This is a genomic window from Segnochrobactrum spirostomi (genome assembly GCF_009600605.1).
In the GTDB taxonomy this organism is placed as follows: domain Bacteria; phylum Pseudomonadota; class Alphaproteobacteria; order Rhizobiales; family Segnochrobactraceae; genus Segnochrobactrum; species Segnochrobactrum spirostomi.
On sequence record NZ_VWNA01000001.1, the window covers coordinates 2,071,398 to 2,092,613 of the forward strand.

General features: G+C 70.4%; 22 protein-coding genes, 1 tRNA gene and 1 pseudogene. 16 read left to right on the forward strand and 8 right to left on the reverse strand.

The genetic code is table 11. The features are described from left to right. Nucleotides 1-49 precede the first annotated feature (49 nt). Nucleotides 50-1,162 (forward strand): helix-turn-helix transcriptional regulator, encoded by a 1,113-nt coding sequence (locus F0357_RS25175; RefSeq protein WP_153480126.1) that lies wholly within the window; start codon nucleotides 50-52, stop codon nucleotides 1,160-1,162. 368 nt (nucleotides 1,163-1,530) lie between these two features. After that, nucleotides 1,531-1,866 (forward strand): hypothetical protein, encoded by a 336-nt coding sequence (locus F0357_RS09300; RefSeq protein WP_153480129.1) that lies wholly within the window; start codon nucleotides 1,531-1,533, stop codon nucleotides 1,864-1,866. A 61-nt stretch (nucleotides 1,867-1,927) separates the two neighbouring features. On the opposite strand, the gene F0357_RS09305 is transcribed toward F0357_RS09300, so the two are convergent. Then, entirely contained in the window at nucleotides 1,928-3,292 is a 1,365-nt protein-coding gene (locus F0357_RS09305; protein WP_153480132.1) for an FAD-containing oxidoreductase, read from the reverse strand. Further along, nucleotides 3,289-3,756: a DUF4126 domain-containing protein gene (locus F0357_RS09310; protein WP_153480136.1), complete on the reverse strand. Its 468-nt coding sequence runs from the start codon at nucleotides 3,754-3,756 to the stop codon at nucleotides 3,289-3,291. Before F0357_RS09310 ends, F0357_RS09305 begins: the two co-directional genes overlap by 4 nt. 236 nt (nucleotides 3,757-3,992) lie before the next feature. Between F0357_RS09310 and F0357_RS09315 the strand changes: the two genes are divergently transcribed. Beyond that, nucleotides 3,993-5,471, forward strand: coding sequence for a DHA2 family efflux MFS transporter permease subunit (locus F0357_RS09315; protein ID WP_153480140.1), 1,479 nt, complete (start codon nucleotides 3,993-3,995; stop codon nucleotides 5,469-5,471). 64 nt (nucleotides 5,472-5,535) lie between these two features. On the opposite strand, the gene F0357_RS09320 is transcribed toward F0357_RS09315, so the two are convergent. From F0357_RS09320 to F0357_RS09330, 3 genes are all read right to left on the reverse strand, one after another. Beyond that, on the reverse strand, nucleotides 5,536-6,384 hold the full coding sequence (locus F0357_RS09320) for an alpha/beta fold hydrolase (protein WP_153480142.1): 849 nt from the start codon (nucleotides 6,382-6,384) through the stop codon (nucleotides 5,536-5,538). 122 nt (nucleotides 6,385-6,506) lie between these two features. Beyond that, nucleotides 6,507-6,977, reverse strand: coding sequence for a nuclear transport factor 2 family protein (locus F0357_RS09325; RefSeq protein WP_153480145.1), 471 nt, complete (start codon nucleotides 6,975-6,977; stop codon nucleotides 6,507-6,509). Between the two features lie 29 nt (nucleotides 6,978-7,006). Beyond that, complete coding sequence (locus tag F0357_RS09330) at nucleotides 7,007-7,690, reverse strand: pyridoxamine 5'-phosphate oxidase family protein (RefSeq protein WP_153480148.1); 684 nt, start codon at nucleotides 7,688-7,690, stop codon at nucleotides 7,007-7,009. A 163-nt stretch (nucleotides 7,691-7,853) separates the two neighbouring features. Between F0357_RS09330 and F0357_RS09335 the strand changes: the two genes are divergently transcribed. Next, complete coding sequence (locus tag F0357_RS09335) at nucleotides 7,854-8,810, forward strand: LysR family transcriptional regulator (protein ID WP_153480150.1); 957 nt, start codon at nucleotides 7,854-7,856, stop codon at nucleotides 8,808-8,810. A 13-nt stretch (nucleotides 8,811-8,823) separates the two neighbouring features. Here F0357_RS09335 and F0357_RS09340 read toward each other — a convergent pair. Beyond that, a tRNA-Leu gene (locus F0357_RS09340) sits at nucleotides 8,824-8,910 on the reverse strand. Nucleotides 8,911-9,378: 468 nt separating this feature from the next. Here F0357_RS09340 and F0357_RS09345 point away from each other — a divergent pair. The 3 genes and pseudogenes from F0357_RS09345 to F0357_RS09355 form a co-directional block, all read left to right on the forward strand. After that, entirely contained in the window at nucleotides 9,379-9,999 is a 621-nt protein-coding gene (locus tag F0357_RS09345; RefSeq protein WP_208948274.1) for a shikimate kinase, read from the forward strand. After that, nucleotides 9,996-11,144 (forward strand): 3-dehydroquinate synthase, encoded by a 1,149-nt coding sequence (gene aroB / locus F0357_RS09350; RefSeq protein ID WP_312861521.1) that lies wholly within the window; start codon nucleotides 9,996-9,998, stop codon nucleotides 11,142-11,144. Before F0357_RS09345 ends, aroB begins: the two co-directional genes overlap by 4 nt. A 179-nt stretch (nucleotides 11,145-11,323) precedes the next feature. Next, nucleotides 11,324-12,043: pseudogene (locus F0357_RS09355) on the forward strand (transporter associated domain-containing protein); the annotation flags it as partial. Between the two features lie 14 nt (nucleotides 12,044-12,057). Here the strand turns inward: F0357_RS09355 and F0357_RS09360 are convergent. Further along, the gene (locus F0357_RS09360; protein ID WP_153480159.1) at nucleotides 12,058-12,531 is read right to left on the reverse strand and encodes a GreA/GreB family elongation factor; all 474 of its coding nucleotides are present in this window, start codon (nucleotides 12,529-12,531) and stop codon (nucleotides 12,058-12,060) included. Nucleotides 12,532-12,831: 300 nt separating this feature from the next. Here F0357_RS09360 and F0357_RS09365 point away from each other — a divergent pair, with 300 nt between their 5' ends. Then, entirely contained in the window at nucleotides 12,832-13,188 is a 357-nt protein-coding gene (locus F0357_RS09365; protein ID WP_153480161.1) for an AEC family transporter, read from the forward strand. After that, complete coding sequence (locus tag F0357_RS09370) at nucleotides 13,146-13,814, forward strand: AEC family transporter (RefSeq protein ID WP_376767830.1); 669 nt, start codon at nucleotides 13,146-13,148, stop codon at nucleotides 13,812-13,814. Before F0357_RS09365 ends, F0357_RS09370 begins: the two co-directional genes overlap by 43 nt. Nucleotides 13,815-14,053: 239 nt before the next feature. Here the strand turns inward: F0357_RS09370 and gluQRS are convergent, their stop codons facing one another. Beyond that, nucleotides 14,054-14,953 (reverse strand): tRNA glutamyl-Q(34) synthetase GluQRS, encoded by a 900-nt coding sequence (gluQRS, locus tag F0357_RS09375; RefSeq protein ID WP_153480166.1) that lies wholly within the window; start codon nucleotides 14,951-14,953, stop codon nucleotides 14,054-14,056. A 78-nt stretch (nucleotides 14,954-15,031) separates the two neighbouring features. Between gluQRS and F0357_RS09380 the strand changes: the two genes are divergently transcribed. The 7 genes from F0357_RS09380 (at nucleotide 15,032) to F0357_RS09410 (ending at nucleotide 21,208) form a co-directional block, all read left to right on the forward strand. Then, nucleotides 15,032-15,709, forward strand: coding sequence for a DNA-3-methyladenine glycosylase family protein (locus tag F0357_RS09380; protein WP_153480169.1), 678 nt, complete (start codon nucleotides 15,032-15,034; stop codon nucleotides 15,707-15,709). Nucleotides 15,710-15,916: 207 nt separating this feature from the next. Further along, entirely contained in the window at nucleotides 15,917-16,474 is a 558-nt protein-coding gene (locus F0357_RS09385; protein ID WP_153480171.1) for an HNH endonuclease, read from the forward strand. Nucleotides 16,475-16,671: 197 nt separating this feature from the next. Beyond that, nucleotides 16,672-17,811: a glycosyltransferase gene (locus F0357_RS09390; protein ID WP_153486541.1), complete on the forward strand. Its 1,140-nt coding sequence runs from the start codon at nucleotides 16,672-16,674 to the stop codon at nucleotides 17,809-17,811. Then, nucleotides 17,811-19,361, forward strand: coding sequence for a glycosyltransferase family 39 protein (locus F0357_RS09395; RefSeq protein WP_208948275.1), 1,551 nt, complete (start codon nucleotides 17,811-17,813; stop codon nucleotides 19,359-19,361). Before F0357_RS09390 ends, F0357_RS09395 begins: the two co-directional genes overlap by 1 nt. 295 nt (nucleotides 19,362-19,656) lie before the next feature. Beyond that, the gene (locus F0357_RS09400; RefSeq protein ID WP_246161415.1) at nucleotides 19,657-20,265 is read left to right on the forward strand and encodes a VOC family protein; all 609 of its coding nucleotides are present in this window, start codon (nucleotides 19,657-19,659) and stop codon (nucleotides 20,263-20,265) included. Nucleotides 20,266-20,623: 358 nt separating this feature from the next. Next, nucleotides 20,624-20,908: a type II toxin-antitoxin system RelE/ParE family toxin gene (locus tag F0357_RS09405; protein ID WP_153480173.1), complete on the forward strand. Its 285-nt coding sequence runs from the start codon at nucleotides 20,624-20,626 to the stop codon at nucleotides 20,906-20,908. Between the two features lie 12 nt (nucleotides 20,909-20,920). Beyond that, nucleotides 20,921-21,208, forward strand: a complete 288-nt coding sequence (locus tag F0357_RS09410) for a HigA family addiction module antitoxin (RefSeq protein ID WP_153480175.1) — start codon at nucleotides 20,921-20,923, stop codon at nucleotides 21,206-21,208. Nucleotides 21,209-21,216 lie beyond the last annotated feature (8 nt).

Below are 21,216 nucleotides of genomic sequence, written 5' to 3' on the forward strand. Positions count from 1 at the left end.
AGGTGCCGGGACAATGACATCTAGCCTCCGGTGAGCCTGGGGATATGCGGTGGACGATAGTTTCGGTCACGATCTCATCGACTTGATCTACGAATCTGGCGCCGTGCCGCGGCTTTGGCCCGAGACGCTGGCGGCCTTGGCGCGGGAGGCAGACGCGGCCGGGGCGATCCTGCTCACCTACCGCGGCGGACGCGCGTCGTGGCTCTGCTCGCCCGGCTTCCATGCGGCGATCGAGGCCCATCTTTCGACCCATTGGGCGCTACCCGCGGTGCGCCCGAAACGCCTCCTCGCAGCGACCCATGCCGGCTTTCTGCGCGACGAGGACCTATTCTCGCCCGAGGAAATGGCCACGGAGCCGCTGTTCCGCGATCATCTCTGGCCGCACGGATTCGGCTGCGGCCTCGCCACGGCCGTCGATATGCCGACCGGCGACATCCTGATTCTCCATGTCGAGCGCCCGCTCGCCCGCGGCCCGTTCGAGCCGGAGGTGGTCGCCCGTCTCGATGCGCTCCGCCCCCATCTCGCCCGCGCCGCGCTGCTCGCCGCCCGGCTCGGGCTCGAGCATGCCGGGGCGACGGCGGAGGCGCTCGCACTCATCGGCCTTCCCGCCGCGGTGCTCGGCGAAACCGGACGCCTGTTACGGTCGAACGCGCCGCTGAAGCCGCTCACCGCTTCCCTTCTCCGCGACGGCGGCGACCGCCTGCGCATTCTCGACCGCGCTGCGGACGACATGCTGGCGCACGCCCTGGCGGCACCCGGGCATCACGCGGCCCGGTCGATCCCGCTGCCGCGCACCGAACGACGGCCGCCAACGGTGCTCCACCTCATCCCGCTGCGGCGCACCGGGCGCGACGTGTTCGAGGACGGCTCGTGGATTCTCGTCGCAACCGTCGCGGAGGCTCGCCCCGGCCCCGAGACCTCGTTGCTCTCGGCCCTGTTCGATCTCACTCCGGCCGAGGCGCGGGTGGCGCGGCTCCTGACCGAGGGGATGACCACGGAGCAGGCCGCCGCCCGCCTCGGCCTCTCCCGCGAGACGGTACGCACCCACATCAAGGCGGCGCTCGCCAAGCTCGGCGTCGGCCGTCAGGCCGATCTCGTCCGCCTCCTCCACGGCCTGACGCTCGGCGGCGTGGCGCCCGAGCGAGACCCCACGGCTTCGTGAAGCTGATTTTCTCCCCCGTCTGGGGGAAGCGGACCGCAATAATCCCAGCAATAAGGGGCTACCAGCGGAATCGAGGCGGCGTCCATCGCATCTTCCGCTGCCCGCCTTTGGGGGAATGATCGCTCTGCTTGGGGGCGAGCGATCCGCGGGCTGCCGACGGGCGAGGTGCGCAAGTGCCTCGCCCGTCGAGCTTTTTCGACCCTTTCCAGACATTCTGCGATGGAGCGAAGCGGCACGTTCCGCCGGCGCAGCGCGACTTCATCCGATGAATAGCGCGTGAATGGCCGCCTCAGGCATGGTTCATTCGCCGCCGAATACGTTTTCAGCATCGACAGGCTTGTGCCTGCCTTCTGCAACAGGAGGTTCGAATGCCGAAAACTCTCTCCGTGCCCCGCGCGCTCGTGTTCGCTGCGGCCGTGCTCGGCACGGCCCTCGCCGCGATCGGTCCGGCCGCCGCCCAATGGGACGGCTATTATGGCGGCCGGCCGGCGCCGGGATATGGCGCGCCCCCGCCTCCGCCGCCCCCGGGCTGGCAGCGTGGGCCTTCAGCCGGTCCGCCGGGCTGGCAGGGCGGCCCTTATGTCGGGCCGCGCGGACCCCACCGGGTATGCCGCACCCATTATCAGCGCGTCGTCGTGCGCCGGCCCTACGCGCCGCCGCTCGTCACGATGCAGCCCGTCCGCGATTGCCGCTGGGTGCGGTAACAGCCGCGCCGGTCACACCCCGCAACGGCATCGGCCGGGCCTCGCGCCCGGCCGTTTTCGCTCACGGTACAGGCTTCAGATCACCGAGCATCGTGGGGATCAGTTCCGAGACGGTCGGATGGATGGGCACCGCCCATTGCAGCACCGTGTAGGGCACGTCGGCGTTCATGATGTCGAGAATGCCGTGGATCGCCTCGTCGCCGCCGGTGCCGAGGATGGACGCGCCGAGAATCCGTTTGGTCTCGGCATCGACCACGATCTTCATGAAGCCTTGGGTCTCCCCCTTCTCGATGGCGCGGCCGACCCGGGTCATCGGGCGGGTGCCGACGAGGATCGGCCGCCCGATCTCCCGCGCCTGGGTCTCCGTTAGGCCGACGCGGCCGAGCGGCGGATCGGTATAGAGCGCATAGCCCAGGATGCGCTGGCTCAACCGGCGGTCGGCCCCGTCGAGGAGGTTCGCCGCGACGATCTCGAAATCGTTGTAGGCGGTATGGGTAAAGGCGCCCCGGCCGTTGCAGTCGCCGAGGGCGAAGATACCGGGCACGTTGGTCGCGAGCCGGTCGTCGACGACGATGTAGCCACGCGCGTCGAGCCGCACGCCGGCGCGGTCGAGGCCGAGATCGTCGGTGTTCGGCCGCCGCCCGACCGCGATCAGGACGTGGGAGGCGATCACCTCCGCGTCCCCGATGCCGACCGCGATCTCGCCGCCCTCCCGGCGGAAGGCCACGTTCCCGACGCCGACATGGACCGCGATCCCCTCGGATTCGAGGATGCCGCGCACCGCCTCCGAGACGTCCGCATCCTCGCGGGCGATCAACCGCGGCCCCTTTTCGACGACCGTGACCTCGGCTCCGAAGCGGCGATACATCTGCGCGAATTCGAGGCCGATATAGCTGCCGCCGACCACCACGAGGTGGCGCGGCACGGTCTCGAGCGCCAGGATCGAGGTGTTGGTGAGATAATCGATCTCCCCGAGGCCGGGCATGTCCGGGATCGCCGCCCGGCCGCCGACATTGAGGAAGATGCGCGCGGCCGAGATCTCCTCGCCATCGACGGTGAGGGTGTCGGCCGAAACGAAGCGGGCGTGCCCGCGGATCACCGTCGTGCGCGGGAGCCCCTCGAGCCAGGATTCGATGCTGCCCCGCGAGTTCAGCGTGACCTGATGAGCGCGGGCCGCGACACGCTTCATGTCGACGACGACCGGTCCGACATCGAGGCCATACTCGGCGGCGCGGCGGGCGAGGTGCGCGGCATAGGCGCTGGCGACGAGCGTCTTCGTCGGCATGCAGCCGGTGTTGACGCAGGTGCCGCCGAACAGGTGGCGCTCGACGATGGCGACATTCTGCCCGGCCGCGTCGAGCCGCGCCGCGAGCGCCGGGCCGGCCTGACCCGCGCCGACGATGATCGCGTCGAAGCGGCCGCTCATGCGAGCGCCCCCACCGCGACGAAGCCGAGGACGATGGCCACCGCGTCTTCGAGAAGGGCGATCGGCAGGTCGCGCCCGCCCGTCGCTTTGACGAGACGGATCCGGGCCTCGTAGCCGAGGAGGGTGCCGACGACCGCCCCGACCGCCCCCGCGATGAGGCCGACGACGAGGGCGCCGCCTGCGGTTCCGACCACCGCCCCGCAGAAGGCACCGCTGACGATCCGGGCTCCGAACTGCATCGGCACCTTTCGGCTCGGCGTCGAGGGGAGCTGATCGGCGACGTATTCGAGGAGCGCGAGCAGGGTGAAGATATAGGGCGTCACCGCCGCGCCCATGAAGCCCGCCCAGGTGCCGCCGACGGGCAGCCAGCCGAGATGGGCACCCCAGCTCACGGCGGCCGGCGCCGTCATGGTTCTGAGGCCGGCGACGAAGCCGACGACGAGCGCGGCGATGGCGATGAGCATGACGATCCCCCCGAGACACGGGCCGACATGGCCCACCGCACCATCATGGAGAGTGCGTCCCGCCTTGGAAGCACAACCTTTCGTGTGCGCCCGACCGCCGCCGCGCGCGGGCGGGGACACCCGCGCGAGGTCCTCGGCGAAAAGGCCTTGTGCCGGCGCGGAACGGATGCTTCCACAGGCGCAGCCCCGCGGCGTGGCCGAGGGTTCGACCGGGGCTCCGAATCGAGTGTCGCATCATGAGTTCGTCGGATCGTGAGCCGGACGGCCGGGTTTTCCCCACGACGCGCGATCCCCGGCTGCGCCTCGTCATTCCGGGCATCGTCGCCATCGCGTTCCTGATGGAGCAGCTCGATGCGACGATCATCGTGACCGCCGTTCCGGAGATCGCGAGGAGCCTCGATACCAATCCCCTGCGCATGAACCTCGCGGTGACGGCCTACGTCCTCACCCTCGCGATGTTCATCCCCGTCAGCGGTTGGTTCGCCGACCGGTTCGGCGCGCGGCGCATCTTCGTCCTGTCGCTGTTGTTGTTCACGCTCGGATCGGTGCTGTGCGGGGCGGCGACCTCATTCCCGATGCTGATCGCGACCCGGGCGCTGCAGGGCTTCGGCGGCGCGATGATGACGCCGGTCGGCCGGCTGATCCTGATCCGCAGCTTCCCGCGCCGCGAACTCGTCACCGCGATGACCTACATGACGCTGCCGGCGATCCTGGGTCCGCTCATCGGACCGGTCCTGGGCGGCTTCATCACGACCTATGTCTCGTGGCGCTGGATCTTCTACGTCAACGTGCCGTTCGGCATCGCCGGGATGATCGCGGCCCACCGCTTCTTCGAGGACACCGAGGGCGACCGCGCGGCCACCTTCGATTTTCCCGGCTTCCTGATGGTCGGCCTCGGCTGCACCCTGCTCGAATTCGGCATCGAGAACATCGGACGCCCGGCCCTGCCGGCGTTCGGCATCGCGGGGGTGCTGGCAGCCGCCGGCCTCCTCCTCGCCGGCTTCTGGGTCTATGCGCGCCGGGTCGCCGCACCGGCCGTCGACCTGACGCTGTTCCGCCAGCGCTCGTTCCGCGTCGGGACGCTCGCCGGCGGCATCTGCCGCGTCGGCCTCAACGGCGTGCCGTTCCTGTTGCCGCTGATGCTCCAGGTCGGGTTCGGCTTCAGTCCGCTGGTGTCCGGCTCGCTCACCTTCGCGAGCGCGGTCGGCTCGCTCGTCGTCCGTCCGGTGCTCTCCTATTTCCTGCGCCGTCTCGGGTTCGGCCGGGTGCTGCAATGGAGCGCGGTCGCCGGCGCGGCCGCGATCGCCGGCTTCTGTCTGCTCGAGCCGGACACACCGGCTTGGTTCGTGATCCTCTACGTGGTGGTGTTCGGCCTCGCCCGGGCCGCCCAGTTCATGACGTCGAACACCCTCTCCTATGCCGACGTGCCGACGGCCCAGCTCAGCCGCGCCACGAGCCTCGGCGGGGTGCTCCAGCAGCTCAGCGTGAGCTTCGGCGTCTCGATCGGCGCCATGCTGCTCGGCCTCGTCGCCCGGGACGGCGGTCCCCTCACACCGGAGCACTTTCACCAGGCCTTCCTGCTGATGGCGCTGCTGCCGCTGCTCGGCCTCCCGGCCTTTCTCAAGCTCCGCCCCGAGGACGGCGCCCATGTCAGCGGCTACGCCCGGGGCGACGGACGGCCCGACCCCGCCCGCTCGGACCGGGATCGCCGGTAGGCGGAGATCGGGCGGCCCGGCCGCGAAGTGGCGCCACCCGATATCGATGAGGTCTGCGTCGGCCTCAGAAGAAGCCGATGATGGCCTCGGCGATCTCCTGCGCGTGGGTCTCGAGCGCGAAGTGGCCGGTGTCGAAGAAGCGGACGTCGGCGTCGGGGAGGTCGCGCTTGAAGGCCTCCGCGCCGGCCGGCAGGAAGAACGGATCGTTGCGCCCCCACACCGCGAGAAGGGGCGGACGGTGCTCCCTGAGATAAGCCTGGAAGGCGGGATAGAGCGCGACGTTGCTCGCATAATCGAGGAAGAGGTCGAGCTGAATGGCGTCGACGCCCGGGCGCGCGGTGTAGAAGGCGTCGAGAGTGTAGCCGTCCGGAGAGATCGAGGTCGGATCGGCGACGCCGTGCTCATATTGCCAGCGGATCGCCTCGGGCGTCAGCATGCCGCGCATCGCGTCGCGGTTGGCGTCGGTCGGCTCGCGCCAATAGGCCCGGATCGGGTTCCAGCCATCGCTCAGCCCCTCTTCGTAGGCGTTGCCGTTCTGGGAAATGATGCCGGTGATGCGCTCGGGGTGCGCCATCGCGAGACGAAAGCCGGTCGGCGCACCGTAATCGAAGACGTAGAGGCCGTAGCGTTCGAGGCCGAGGCGCTCGACGAAGCGGCCGACGACCCGGGCGAGCGCGTCGAAGGTGTAGGCGAACTGCGCCCGGTCGGGCAGCGCCGAGCGGCCGAAGCCGGGCAAGTCCGGCGCGATCAAATGGAAATGATCCGCGAGCCGCGGGATGAGGTCGCGGAACATGTGGCTCGACGTCGGGAAACCATGGAGCAGCAGCAGGGCCGGCTTCAACGGGTCGCCCGCCTCCCGGAAGAAGACCTCGAAGCCGTCGATGTCGATGGTGCGATAGTGGACCTGTGGCATGGCAATGGCTCTCCTTCGCCCGCCACGGTGCGTGGTCGGGCGGCTTGTTTCGGCTGAAGGCGTGGTGCGGTGCTCGGCCGGGCGCCCGTCGAAGGCCACCCGGCGCGCGATCATAAGCCGGCTTAGAGACCGAGATCGCCGAGGCCCGGATGGTCGTCCGGGCGGCGGCCGAGCGGCCAACGATAGAGCCGGTCGGCATCCCGGATCGGCAGGTCGTTGATGCTCGCGAGGCGGCGGCGCATCAGGCCGTTCTCGTCGAACTCCCAGTTCTCGTTGCCGTAGGAGCGGAACCAGTGGCCGCTGTCGTCGTGCCATTCATAGGCGAAGCGGACGGCGATGCGGTTGTCGCGGAACGCCCAGAGCTCCTTGATGAGGCGGTAGTCGAGCTCGCGCGCCCACTTGCGGGCGAGGAAGGCGACCACGGCCTCGCGACCCTCGACGAACTCGGCGCGGTTTCGCCACCGGGTATCCGTCGTGTAGGCGAGGGCGACCCGCGCCGGGTCGCGGCTGTTCCAGCCGTCCTCGGCGAGGCGGACCTTCTGGGTCGCGCTCTCCAAAGTGAAGGGCGGCAGCGGCGGGCGTTGGTCGGTCATCGGGCGGTCCTCGGGTTCGGAGCGACGGGTCACTTCGGATCGTTTGTTTGCGCCGCAAGGCGCGCGGTCAGCGCGGCGTTCTCCGCTTCGAGCGCGGCGACGCGGGCACGCAGGCCTTCGGCGAGGCCGGGGTCGTCCCCCACCCCGATCACGCTGCCGTCGCGGCGGCGGATCGCGGCGGCGACCTCCTCGGTCGTGAAGCGGGGCGTGATGTGCTGGGAGCAGTTCCAGTCGAACGCCGCGAGCGTGAGGCGAAAGATGCGCTCGGCCCGTCCGCGATAGGTCGGGGTCGCGACCAGCGCCGCGAGCGCGGGGTCGGCTTCGAGGGGGACGATCTCGGCGTGGACATAGATCTTGAGCCGCGCCCGGTGCGGGTAATCCATCAGGAACAGGCACGCGCGGTCGCCGGCCATGATGTTGCCGGTGCTGATATATTGCCGGTTGCCGCGGAAATCCGCGAAGGCGAGGGTGCGGTCGTCGACCACCTTGAGGAAGCCGCGCGGACCGCCGCGATGCTGGACATAGGGCCAGCCGGTCTCGGAGACGGTCGCCATGTAGAAGCTGTCGCGGGCGGCGATGAAGGCGGCCTCGTCCGGGCCGAACCGGTCGAAGTCGCGGTCCGGCCCGCCGTCCCAGAGATGGTCGCTGCCCATCGCCGCCTGGGCGGCGCGGACGCTCGGCGTCGTCGCGATGTCGAGAAAGCCGTAGGACATGGCGGGTCTCCGGTGGGGAGCGCCTCCAACCGCCGCCGGGGGCATCCCCTCCGCCCCGGCCGCCCGAGCCGCGACCGGCTCGATGCGGAGACTATGCCCGCTTTCGCCGATCGGGATAATCGGGCATCCTCGGAAAGCACACTCTCGAATTCCGGAAGGATCGATGGATCGCCTCGAAGCCATGAAGCTCCTCGTCGCCGTCACGGAGAAGGGCAGCTTCACCGCGGCGAGCCGCGATCTCCAGGTGCCGCTCGCGACGCTGAGCCGGAAGGTCGCCGACCTCGAAGCCGCCCTCGGCGCCCGCCTTCTCGTGCGCACCACCCGCACGCTGTCGCTGACCGAGGCGGGAACGGCCTACGTCGCCGCGGCGCGGCGCATTCTGGAGCAGGTCGAGGAGGCCGAACGGACGGCGGCGGGTGAATTCACCGCACCGCGCGGCGAGCTCGTGCTGACCGCGCCGGTGCTGTTCGGCCGGCTCCACGTGCTCCCGATCGTCGCCGATTTCCTCGCCGCCTTCGCCGAGATCGACGTCCGCCTGGTGCTCGCCGACCGCAATCTCCGCCTCGTCGACGACCACGTCGACATGGGCGTGCGGATCGGGCCGCTCGCGGACAGCACGATGGTCGCGACCCGGATCGGCACGATGCGCACGGTGACCTGCGCCAGCCCCGCCTTCCTCGCCGCTCGGGGACGTCCCGGGCAGCCGGCCGACCTCACGGCGATGCCGTGCGTCGCCTTCGACGGCCCGATGGCGACGCCCGCCTGGCGCTACCGGATGCCGGACGGCAACCTCGCCGAGATCCCGGTGCGCCCGCGGCTCTCGGTGACGACGGCGGAGGCGGCGGCCGAGGCGGCCGTGCGCGGCGTCGGCATCACGCGGCTCCTGCATTATCAGGTCGCCGGCGCGGTGGCGGCGGGCGCCCTCATCCTGCTCCTCGAGCCCTTCGAGCCGGAGCCCTTGCCGGTCCATCTCGTCCACGCCGCGCACGGGCAGATGCCGCTCAAGATGCGCAGCTTCCTCGATTTCGCCGTGCCCCGCCTGCGCCGCGCCCTGACGCGGCTCGCCCGCGGCAGCGGCGAGCGGGACCCCGCCCTGACGGACGACATCGGAAAGGCTTGATGGGACAGAGTGGTGGTGCGGGCGGTCGGACTCGAACCGACATATTCTTTCGAACGGCGGATTTTGAGTCCGCTGCGTCTACCAATTCCGCCACGCCCGCATGGTCGCGCCGAGGGCTCAAATCACAGCCCCGGAGGCGGTCTCCTGACAGGGCACAGGTGGTAGACCAGACATTTCTGGAAGTCCACCGAAACAAGGAGGGACGATCCCGACTACGCCTCTCGGCGGGCACGCACCCTCCCCTGCTAGGGGGAGGGTGAGGCGTCGTGGGGAGAGGTCGAGTGGGCAAGGCCGAAGGGTGAGCCGGCACCAGAGAGGTCGCGAAGGCAAGCCGCGATGCGGAGCCGATCCGCTTGCGACCCCGAAACGCCCCCCTGGCACGCATCCCGTCATTCGGCCGGTGGCCAGGATGCGGCGGCTCAGGCGGGCGAGCCGCCCTCGCCGCCCCCCGATTACGCGCCGTCCGCGCTGCTGTGCGCTTGACAGCGGGCGAGGCGTTCCTTTCAAGCTGCCCGCACATTGGGCTCCACCGGGAGAGTGACGTGACGCGATGGAAGGGAGCGGGGCGATGAACGCCGCCCCGCTTGTGCCGGGAGAAACCGCCCGCGCGATCGGGCGCTGGCTGAACAGCCGCTCCCTCGTCCTCGTCGGCATGCCGGGCGCCGGCAAGACCACGATCGGCCGCCGGCTCGCCCAGGCGCTCGGCCTCTCCTTCGTCGACGCCGATCAGGAGATCGAGCGCGCCGCGGCGATGCCGATTCCGGAGATCTTCGCCATCCACGGCGAGCCCGCCTTCCGTGACGGCGAAAAGCGGGTGATCGCCCGCCTCCTCGACGAGGGGCCGAGCGTTCTCGCGACCGGCGGCGGCGCCTTCATGGCCGAGGAGACTCGCGCCGCGATCCGCGACAAGGGCGTCTCGATCTGGCTCAAGGCGGATTTCGACACCCTCTATGCCCGCGTCCGCCGCAAGAGCGGCCGCCCGCTGCTCAACACCGCCGATCCCGAGGCGACCCTGCGCGCCCTTCTCGAAAAGCGCGACCCGGTGTTCGCCCAAGCCGACCTCGTGGTCCGCTCCCTCGACGCCCCCCACGATCATGTGGTGCAGGCTTTGATCGATGCCCTCGCCGCCCGCGTCGCGGCGGAGACGGCGCCAGCCGAAGCCGTCGCGCCCCCGGAGATTGCCCCGTGACCGCTTCCCCCGCGCCCCTCGCCACCGACGGTGCCCCGCTCGTCGTGCCCGTGCCGCTCGCCGGCAAGGCCTACGATATCCTGATCGGTCCGGGCCTCGTCGCCCGCGCCGGTGCCGAGATCGCCGCGCGCTTCGGCGCGGTCGCGGTCACCATCGTCACCGACGAGGCGGTGGCCGCACATCATCTCGGCCCCCTCGCCGAGAGCTTCGCCGCGGCCGGCCTCGCCCATGAGAGCGTCGTGCTGCCGCCCGGCGAGCAGACCAAGAGCTTCGCCTCGCTCGAGCACGTCGTCGATGCCGTCCTCGCCCAGCGGCGCGAACGCGGCGACCTCGTCGTCGCCCTCGGCGGCGGCGTGATCGGCGACCTCGCCGGCTTCGTCGCGGCGATCGTCCGGCGCGGCATGCGCTTCGTCCAGATCCCGACGACGCTGCTCTCCCAGGTCGATTCCTCGGTCGGCGGCAAGACCGGCATCAACACGCCGCGCGGCAAGAACCTGGTCGGCGCCTTCCACCAGCCGAGCCTGGTGCTCGCGGACACCGCGACGCTCACCACGCTGTCGCCCCGGCATGTGCGCGCCGGCTATGCCGAGATCGCCAAATACGGCCTGATCGACGATCCCGATTTGTTCGCCTGGCTCGAGGCGAACCACGGCGCCGTGACCGGGCTCGACCCGGCCGCGCTCGCCCACGCGGTGGCGGCGAGCTGCCGGGCGAAGGCCCGGGTCGTCGTCGAGGACGAGTTCGAGACCGAGGGCGCCCGCGCCCTCCTCAATCTCGGCCACACCTTCGGCCACGCGCTGGAGACGGCGACCGGCTACGGCGAGCGGCTGATCCACGGCGAGGCGGTGGCGATCGGCGTCGCCCTCGCCTTCCGCTTTTCCGCGCAGCTCGGCCTCTGCCCGCCGGAGGATGCCGCCCGCGTCGCCGCGCACCTTCACGCCGCCGGCCTGCCGACCCGGCTTTCCGACGTGCCGGGCGACCTGCCGGACGATGCCGCCTTGGTCGCCCTGATGGCCCAGGACAAGAAGGTGAAGCGCGGCAAGCTCACCTTCATCCTGGCGCGCGGCATCGGCCAGAGCTTCATCGCCAACGACGTCGATCCGGCGGCGGTGACGGCCTTCCTCGGCACCGAACGGGGGCGCTGATGGGACCCGGGCTCGCCGTCGCGCTCGCCGCGGTCGCAGCCCTCGCCATCACCCTCGCGTCGGCCGGCGCGGGGCGCCTGCTCCGCGACCGCGCGAAAAGGCGGCGGCGGGCCGCCCCGGATCTTCCGCCCGCCCCGGGACCCGAACGCGCCGAGGACGCCCCGCCCCTGATGCCGACACGGCTCGACGCGCTCTCCCGTCTCGACGACCTCACCGTCGGCGAGGCGATGGTCCACCGCACCAACATGCAGCTCGTCAACGCCGACGATCCGCCGGCCCGCATCGTCGAGGAGGCGCTGGCGAGCCCCTATACCCGGCTGCCCCTGTGGCGCGGCGAGCCGGAAAACATCGTCGGCGTGCTCCACGCCAAGGATCTCTTCCGCGCCTATCACGCGGTCGGCGGCGATCTCGCCCGCCTCGATCCAGTGCGCCATGCGGCGCCGCCCTGGTTCGTGCCGGATCACGTCAGCCTACGCGATCAGCTCAACGCCTTCCTCAAGCGCAAGAACCACTTCGCCATCGTCGTCGATGAATATGGGGAGGTGATGGGCCTCCTTACCCTGGAGGACATCCTCGAGGAGATCGTGGGCGACATCGCCGACGAGCACGATCCCGTCGTGCTCGGCGTGCGCCCGGACCCGGACGGCTCGGTGACGGTCGACGGCGGCGTGCCGATCCGCGATCTGAACCGGACCCTCGGCTGGCACCTGCCGGACGGCGAGGCGACCACGCTCGCCGGCCTCGTCATCCACGAAGCCCGCATGATCCCCGAGGAGCGGCAGGCCTTCACCTTCCACGGCTTCCGCTTTCTGGTGCTGAAGCGGGACCGCAACCGCTTGGCGCTGATCCGCATCACGCCGGTCGCCGGCGACGCCCCGCTGCCGGCCCGCCGGGGCTGAGGCAAAGCCGGCGCTCAGGCGCGTTCCGGCGCGGACTCGATCGCGACGATCTCGGCCGGCCCGGCCGGCAGCGTCACCTCGTCGCCGATCTCGCGGCCCATCAGCCGGCGGGCGACCGGGGCGGTCCAGCCGATGCGGCCGGCGGTCGGGTCGGCCTCGTCCTCGCCGACGATGCGGAAGGTGCGCCGGGCGCCGGCCTCCGTCTCGACCGTGACGGCGACGCCGAAGGTCACGGCGGCGCCGCCCGGCGGATCGACCGGCTCAGCATTGGCGCGGCGCGTCGTCCAATAACGCAGATCCCGCGAGGCCCGGGCGATGCCGGCCCGGTCGCCGGCGGCGGTCGCGCTCGTCAGCGCCTCGCGGCCCGCCGCGATCTCGGCCTCGATCAAAGCGAGGCCGCGGCGGGTGACGAGGTTGCGCTCGGGGCTGACCGGGCGCTCCGGCAGATCCTCGGCGCCGTCGGATTCCTTGACGAAGGCACGACTCATCGGTCCATCCCTGATGGCGGCGGCCGCGGGCCGCGGGCCGGTCTCGTGTCCAGAGTGTCTTGCATCGAATGTCGCGCGCCCGGGCGGATCGACGTCCCGGGCGACCTCTCCCTGTAACACGCTCCCCTGAGCCGGCTCAACGTTACCACCCGTGCTGGCTGTAGGACCGGGCGGCCGCGCGCCGCGAGACGGCACGCCGGGGGCGGTGGTCACGAACGCCGGCAGAGAGGCCGGCAAGGAACGCTGGCAAGGAACGCTGGAAAGAGGGCGCCGCTTACCCTTAAGAAGAAGGCGGCGCCCTTGTTCCTCCCTCCCCCCGCTTCGATGTCCTTTTCCGCCGTTCTCGTTCTGCTCGTGCCGGTGTTCGGCCTGATGGGCCTCGGCTGGGCCGCCGCGGCGAGCCGCACGCTGCCGGTGTCGGTGGGCGACGCGCTCGGGAGCTATGCGGCGACGATCGCGCTGCCCGTTCTCCTGTTCCGCGCGCTCGCCACGGCGCACTTCCCCCCGGTCTCGCCGTGGCCGCTGTGGATCACCTACTTCACCGGGGTCACCGTCGCCTGGGGCTCGGCCATCTCGCCTATCGCCGACTCTTCAAGGGCGACGCCCGGCTCGGCATCGTCGCCGGCGTCTCCTCGGCCTTTTCCAACACCGCGATGATCGGCATCCCCCTCGTCTTCACGGCCTATGGGCCGCGGGGCGACGCACCGCTCCTTTTTCTGCTCTCCATCCACCTGCCGGTGATGACGATCGCGGCGACCTTGATGTTCGAGCGCATCGAGATGGCCGAGGCGGGCCACGGGCGGATGCCGTGGGGCCATTTCGCCCGTCGCGTCTCCCTCAACATCGTGCGCAACCCGATCGCGATCGGCATCGCGGCCGGCGCCCTCGCCCGCTGGGCCGGCCTCTCCCTCGACGGCCCGTTCGGCACCATCGTGCGCGAGCTCGCCGACACCGCGGTGCCGTGCGCCCTGTTTGCGCTCGGCATGAGCCTCAAGCGCTACGGCCTGCGCGACCATCTCGGCGCGAGCAGCGTCATCGTCGTCCTGAAGCTCGTGGTGATGCCGGCCGTGGTGCTGGTGATGGCGCGCTACGTGTTCGGCCTGCCGCCGGTGTGGACGGGCGTCGCGACCGTGGTCGCCGGGGCCTCCACCGGGGTCAACGCCTACCTGATCGCGAGCCGCGCCGGCGCCGGCGTCGGCCTCGCCTGCAACGCCATCACCCTCTCCACCGTCGCCGCCACCCTGACGACCGGCTTCTGGCTCTCGCTCGCCGGAGGTGGGTGAGGGGGACGCCGTGCTTTGCGGGACACCGTGCTTTGCGGCGGCCACCCCACCCCGGCGCTCCGCGCCGACCCTCCCCCTGGCAGGGGAGGGTGGGGCGCCGTGTTTGAATTGGCAGCCTGCTCAAACATTTAAGTGGGAGCACCCACCCTCCCCTGCCAGGGGAGGGTCGGCGGCCGAAGGCCGGCGGGGTGGGGTGCGGGCCACAAACACGCCGCCCACCGCCCGCCGCATACACCCCCTCACAGCCCCACCATCGCCCGCACCTCCGCCGCCGTGAGGCCGGCGGCGCGCAGGGCGGCGAGGCTGGTGTCGCCGCGGGATTTCGAGAGCTTGCGGCCGTCGTCGCCGAGAATCAGGCGATGGTGGTGATAGAGGGACGCCGGCAGGCCGAGCAGGGCCTGAAGCAGGCGGTGGACGCTCGTGGCGGCGAAGAGATCGCGTCCGCGGACGACGTGGGTGACACCCTGAAGGGCGTCGTCGACCACGACGGAGAGGTGGTAGCTCGTCGGCACCTCCTTGCGGGCGAGCACGACGGGCCCCCACGCGGCCGGATCGGCGGCGATCCGCCCCGTCTCGCCGTGCGGCCCCGCGCCGGTCTCGTCCCAGAAGAGAGCTTCGCCCCCCGCGCCGCCGAGGCGGGCGAGCGCCGCCGGGAGGTCGAGCCGCAGAGCGCTCGGCGCGCCGAGCCGACGTCGCGACGCGATCTCGTCGGCCGGGAGCATCGCCGCATCCCCGGGAAAGAGCGGCGCGCCGTCCGGATCGCGAGGCACGCTCTCGCCCGTCCCCGCCGCCGCGGCCGCCCACTCGGCGATCTCGCGGCGCGTCGCATAGGAGGGCGCGACGACGCCCAGGGCCGAAAGTCGGTCGAGGGCAGCGCGATAGGCGTCGAAATGCTCCGATTGCCGGCGCACCGGGCTCTCCCACGTGAGGCCGAGCCAGGCGAGGTCCTCGTAGATGCCGGCCTCGAATTCGGGCCGTGTCCGCGTTCCGTCGATATCCTCGATACGCAGCAGGAAACGGCCGCCGGCGGCGCGCGCCATCTCGGCGTTGAGGAGAGCGGAGAGCGCGTGGCCGAGGTGGAGCCGGCCGTTCGGGCTCGGCGCGAAACGGAAGACGGGTGGCGGCGGCGAATCTGGCATGATGGCCCGAGCATAGGCCGGGCCGCGGCGGCCGCCAAAGCCACCTGAACCGCGCGCCTCACGAACCGGGAGACCCTTATGCCGGCGCCGCTGCCGATCATCGACACGGACGCCGACGTCGCCCGCGGACTCGCCGAACTCCTCATCCTCGATCCGCGCCTCGTTCCGATCGCGGACGCGGCCGGCCCCCTGCCCTTGCGCCGCCTCGCACCCGGGTTTGCCGGGCTCGCCCGCATCGTCGTCGGCCAGCAGCTTTCGACGGCGAGCGCCGCGGCGATCTGGCGCCGGCTCGAGGCGGCCGGCGGCGACCGGGCCGAGGGTTATGCCGCGCTCGACGAGCCGACGCTCAGGGCCTGCGGTCTCTCGACCGCCAAGATCGCGACGCTCGGGCCGATCGCGGCGGCCGAGCAGGCGGGGGACCTCGACCTCGCCGGGCTCGCGACGGTTCCCGATGCGGAGGCGCGGGCGACCCTCGCCCGTTTTCGCGGCATCGGGCCATGGACGGCCGACGTCTTCCTCCTGTTCTGCGTCGGCCACGCCGACGTCTTCCCCGTCGGCGACCTCGCGCTGCGCATCGCGGTCGGCGACGCCCTCGACGCGCCGCTGCGGGACGATCCCCGGGCGGTGGCGGCGATCGCGGCGCGCTGGTCGCCCTGGCGGAGCATCGCGGCCCGCCTGTTCTGGGCTTTCTACCGGGCGCGCCGCCCCGGCCGCGACGGCCTGCCGATCGACGCCGCGGCGGCCACCCCACGCTGATTCGCGGCCGCCGCCACGCCGAAATCGGCACGCGCCGGGCCGCGGTTCCGCCGGCTCACGAAATAGCTTTGCCTCGCCAAGGTTTTACCGGAGCGGCCATATTGCCGCGTCCGTGCAGGGACCGTCTTCACACGGCTGACACCTTGGCTTTACACTATGGCCGCGCTCATCCGATGGACCGTCGAGTCCGGTATGAGGAGCAGGGCTTTGACGATAGCCGTCTCACCTGATGCGCACCCGGCGCTGGTGTTGAACGCGGACTTTCGGCCGCTGAGTTATTATCCCTTGTCGCTTTGGTCCTGGCAGGACGCGATCAAGGCGGTCTTCCTTGACCGTGTGAACATCGTCTCCGAATACGACGTGATGGTCCGCAGCCCGACCTTCAACATGCGGCTGCCGAGCGTCGTGTCGCTCAAGACCTACATCAAGCCGGCCCGCAATCCGGCCTTCACCCGGTTCAACGTGTTCCTGCGCGACCGCTTCGAATGCCAATATTGCGGCGCGCACGACGACCTCACCTTCGACCATCTGATCCCGCGTGCCCGCGGCGGCCAGACGGTCTGGGAAAACGTGCTCGCCGCCTGCTCGCCGTGCAATCTGCGCAAGGGCAGCAAGAGCTGCGAGGAGATCGGCGTGTGGCCGCGCCAGATGCCCTATCGGCCGAGCGTCCACGATCTCCACAACAACGGCCGGCTGTTTCCGCCGAATTATCTCCACGACAGTTGGCTCGACTTCCTCTACTGGGACGCCGAACTGGAGCCGTAAGGCGCGGGCCCTTCGGGCGTTTCCATCGCGTCGATGCCCTGCCCCCGCGCCGTCCGCCCGGATCGTGCCATTTTCCGCCGCTTGCAAACGGAAGCGTTGGGGCTAATGTCCGCCCGCCATGAAGGAAGCGGCCCGACCGCTCACTCGGGGAAAGCCCGGGGCGAGCCGGTGGCCGGAGGTGTGCCCCGACCGTGACGATGCCGCCCGTGCCGGGGCCCGACCGCTCCCCCAACCCGACGTCCCCCGCCTCCTCTGCGCCGGCCATGACGCTGGTGCTGCCGACCTACAACGAGCGCGGCAACCTCGCCGAGGCGATCGCCCGGGCGGCCAAGGTGCTCGACGGCATCGATTGGGAGATCATCGTCGTCGACGACGACAGCCCGGACGGCACCGCCGACCTCGCCAAGGAGATCGGCGCCAAGGACCACCGGGTGCGCTGCATCCGCCGGGTCGGCCGCCGCGGCCTCGCCGGCGCCTGCATCGAGGGCATGCTGGCGAGCGCCAATCCGATTGTCGCGGTGATGGACGCCGATCTCCAGCACGACGAGGCGCTCCTGCCGAAGATGTACGCCGCAGTCGCCGGGGGGACGGCGGATCTCGCCATCGGCAGCCGCTTCGCCGAGGGCGCGGAAATCCAGGGCCTCTCCTCCAACCGCAAGGTGGCGAGCGGCATCGCCAACACAATGGTGCGCGCGCTTCTCGGCGTGTCGCTGAAGGACCCGATGAGCGGCTTCTTCATGGTGCGGCGGGAGATCGTCGAGGAAGCCGCCCCAAAATTATCCAATCAGGGCTTCAAGATCCTGATCGACCTCATCGCTTCCTCCCCCCGCAAGCTCAAGGTCGTCGAGATGCCTTTCGTCTTCCGCGAGCGGATGTCGGGCGAGAGCAAGCTCGATGCCCTCGTGACCCTCGAGTTCGCAGGCCTTCTCGTGTCGAAGATGCTCGGCGGCATCGTCTCGATCCGCTTCCTCCTGTTCGGCCTCGTCGGCCTCAGCGGCGTCGTGGTGCACCTCACCACGCTGCGGCTCGGCATCACCCTGGGCCGACTGCCCTTCGACACCGCTCAGACGGTGGCGACCTTCGTCGCCATGACCTGGAACTTCTTTCTCAACAACGGGCTGACCTACCGCGACCGGCGGCTCAAGGGCTGGCGGCTCTGGCGCGGGCTCGCGAGCTTCTATCTCGTCTGCGGGGTGGGCGTGGTCGCCAATGTCGGCGTCGCCGGCTGGCTCAATTCCATGGACCAGGTCTGGTGGCTCGCCGGCACCGCGGGCGCCCTGGTCGGATCGGTCTGGAACTATGCCGCGAGCGCGGCGCTGACCTGGCGGTCGCGCTGATGGCGGCGGCGATGGGCCGGCTCCGCCGGATCGCCCGCGAGATCGGCGCCCGCGCAGCGACGCCCGCCGGCGCGCTGATCTTTGTGGCGCTCCTCACGGCGATACGCCTCGCCTTCGCGGCGAGCGCCGCGCCGACCGAGGACGAGGCCTATTACCGTTTGTGGGCGCTGCACCCGGCGTGGGGCTTCCTCGATCATCCCCCGATGGTCGCCTGGTGGATGGCCGGCGGCATGGCCGTGTTCGGCGACACCATGCTCGGCCTGCGGGCCGCCGGCGTGCTCGCGACCGCGATCGGCTCGATCGCGCTATTGCGCACCGCCTGGATCATCCTCGGCGACCGCGCCGCGGCGTCGCTCGCGGTCCTGTTCTTCAACGCCACCATCCTCGTCGGGGTCGCCGGCATCATCACCACGCCCGACCAGCCGTCCGCCCTGTTCTGGGGCCTGTCGCTGTGGGCGCTCGCCGAGCTGATCCGCTCCGACAAGGGCGTGTGGTGGCTCGCGATCGGCCTGTTCGCCGGGCTCGGCCTCGTCTCGAAATATTCCTCGCTCTTCCTCGGCGCCGGCATCGTGCTCTGGCTGGCGCTCTATCCCGAGACGCGGCGCTGGTTCCTGCGCTGGGAGCTCTGGGCCGGCGGCGTCCTCGCGGTGCTCCTCTTCACGCCGGTGGTGATCTGGAACGCCGATCACGGCTGGGCGTCGTTCGCCAAGCAGTTCGGCCGCGCCGAGGTGGACGGCCTGACGGCGCGCTATCTGCCCGAGTTCATCGGGGTCGAGATCCTCCTCGTCAATCCGCTGCTCGCCCCCTTCGTCGTCACCGGCGCCCTCGGCTTCCTCGAAGCAGCGCGGCGACGCGACGTGAAGCGCGGCCTCATCGTCGCGACGAGCGCGCCGTTCGTGCTCTATCTCCTGCTCCATTCCCTGCACGACCGGGTTCAGGGCAACTGGCCGACACCCCTCTTCGCCGCGAGCGCCCTCGTCGCCGCCGACGCCGCGACGCGCCTCGCGACCATCGCCCGGCCATGGCGGACGGTGCTCGAATGGCTGCGGCCGTGGATCGTGCCGGTCGGCCTCGTCTTCTCGGTCGTGGCGCTCGCCCACGCGGTCCATCCGATCGGCGGCTTCGTCTCGCGCGCCGACCCGACCAAGCAATTGCGCGGCTGGGAGAGCCTCGCGGACGCGCTCGAGGCGAAGCGGATCGAGATCGGCGCCGATTGGATCGCCACCCAGGACTACAGCCTGACGGCCCAGCTCGCCTTCCGCCTGCGCACCGTGCCGATCATCCAGCTCAACGAGCGCATCCGCTACGAGGCCGCGCCGCAGCCCGACATGGCGCTGCTCGCCAAGCCCGCGCTCTACGTCGTGCCGGACCAGGCCTTCTATCGCGGCTTCATCGCCACCCGCTTCCACGGCATCGAGCCGCTCGGGACGATGGAGCGCTCCGCCGGCGGCGTCGGCCTGCAACGCTACCTGATCTTCAAGCTGACCGAGCCGATCGGCAACCCGCTCGACGCCCCCGCCGCTTGGTGGCTCTACTGGAAGGGCGAGTAAGGGGCGCCTGAGTCCGTGACGCTCCACTCCCCCCGCCCCGCCCATGGGGCGTGGCATCTTCTCCCATCGCGCGATTCGGCCAACGCCGCCCCGGACCGCATTCGGCCCCCGCCGATGCGTTCGACCGGCCATGCCGCCTCGGCTCCGCCGGGGCGCAGCAATAATTGACACCTAAAAATTTTAAGCTCAAAATTTCTTCGGTCGACAACGACCCGGGGCCGCCCGCCCCGACAATAAAAGCTTCCAGACAACAGACGGGCGCGGCCCGCGCCCGATCATGACGAGGGGATCCCGCATGCTTCGCGCGCTCGCACGCACCATGACCGCTACCGGTTTGATCGCCACGGCGCTCGCCGCCGGCCCGGCCGCCGCCGCCGGCATTCCGACCGCGGTCGGCGTCGACCATATCGGCGTCACCGTGCCGAACCTGAAGGAGGGCCTCGCCTTCTTCACCGACGTGCTGGGCTGCGACTATGTCTACACCGCCGGGCCGTTCTCCGATCCCAAAGGGGATTGGATGAAGACGAACCTCAACGTCGATCCGAAGGCCGTCACGACCCTCGCCATGGTCCGCTGCGGGCCGACCCAGAACGTCGAATTGTTCGAATACAGCGGCATGCCGAACCAGGTGAAGACGCCGCTCCTCAACAGCGACGTCGGCGGCAACCACATCGCGTTCTATGTCGAGGACATCGACAAGGCGGTCGCCTACCTGAAGTCGGTTCCCGGCGTGAAGGTGCTCGGCGACCCGACCCCCGTCGCCGGCCAGCCCAACGGCGGCGAGCGCTTCGTCTATTTCCTGACGCCGTGGGGCATGAACATGGAGGTCCTGACCTATCCGAAGGGCCTCGAGTACGAGAAGAGCACCGACAAGCGGCTCTACAGCGTCTCGAAGGGGCAGTGAGCAGGCGCTTCGCTCCTGATGAAGCCCGCGCCGCGGCCCTTTCGATGTATAAAGGATCGTGGCGCGGGGGCCGACGCGATGGGTGATTTCTTCGAACAAGATCCGATGGAGGCCGCACGGGAGCGGGCTCGCCGAAATCTAGCGGAAATCACACCCGAGGAAGATACAGCCATCACCCTCGCTGCCGAGGCGGATCCCGATAATCCGCCCCTGGACGACAGCTTCTTCGACCGCCACCCCGTCCTCCGGCGGAGCGGTCCCGGATGCTCTCCCACACTGACGCGGAACCGACGCCAGGGTTGACGAAATCACGATGATTGACGATTGACGTCATACGTCACGCGGCCCATGATACGGCATGATCGTCAGCTATCGGGACAGACGGACTGCCTCGTTCGCGGCTGGAGTGCTCGTCAAGGTCTTCGAGGCCTTCGGCCGCCAAGCGACGAAACGGCTCCAGATTCTGGAGGCTGCCACGAGCCTCACCGACCTCCGCACGCTGCGGAGCAATCGGCTCGAGCGGCTGTCGGGCGATCGTGCGAGCCAATACAGCATCCGCATCAACGACCGATGGCGAATCTGCTTCGAATGGCCGGACGGTGCACCAGGGCCATCCGAGGTCGAGATCGTCGACCATCACTGAGAGGCTTTCGTCATGCCCCGCCCCGTCATCCATCCCGGCGAGATCCTTGCCGATGAACTCCAAGAAATCGGGATCACCGCGGCGGAACTGGCCCGGCAGATCGCGGTACCCCCCAATCGGCTCAGCCAGATCATCAACGGCAAACGGGCGATCAGCGGCGACACCGCCCTCCGCTTGGGCCATTGGTTCGGCAACAGCCCGCAATTCTGGCTGAACCTGCAAACCGCCTTCGATCTCCGCCTCGCCGAGGAGAAATCGGGCGAAGAGGTCGCCGCCCTCCCCGTCCGGCCCGCGGCCTGAGCCGCATC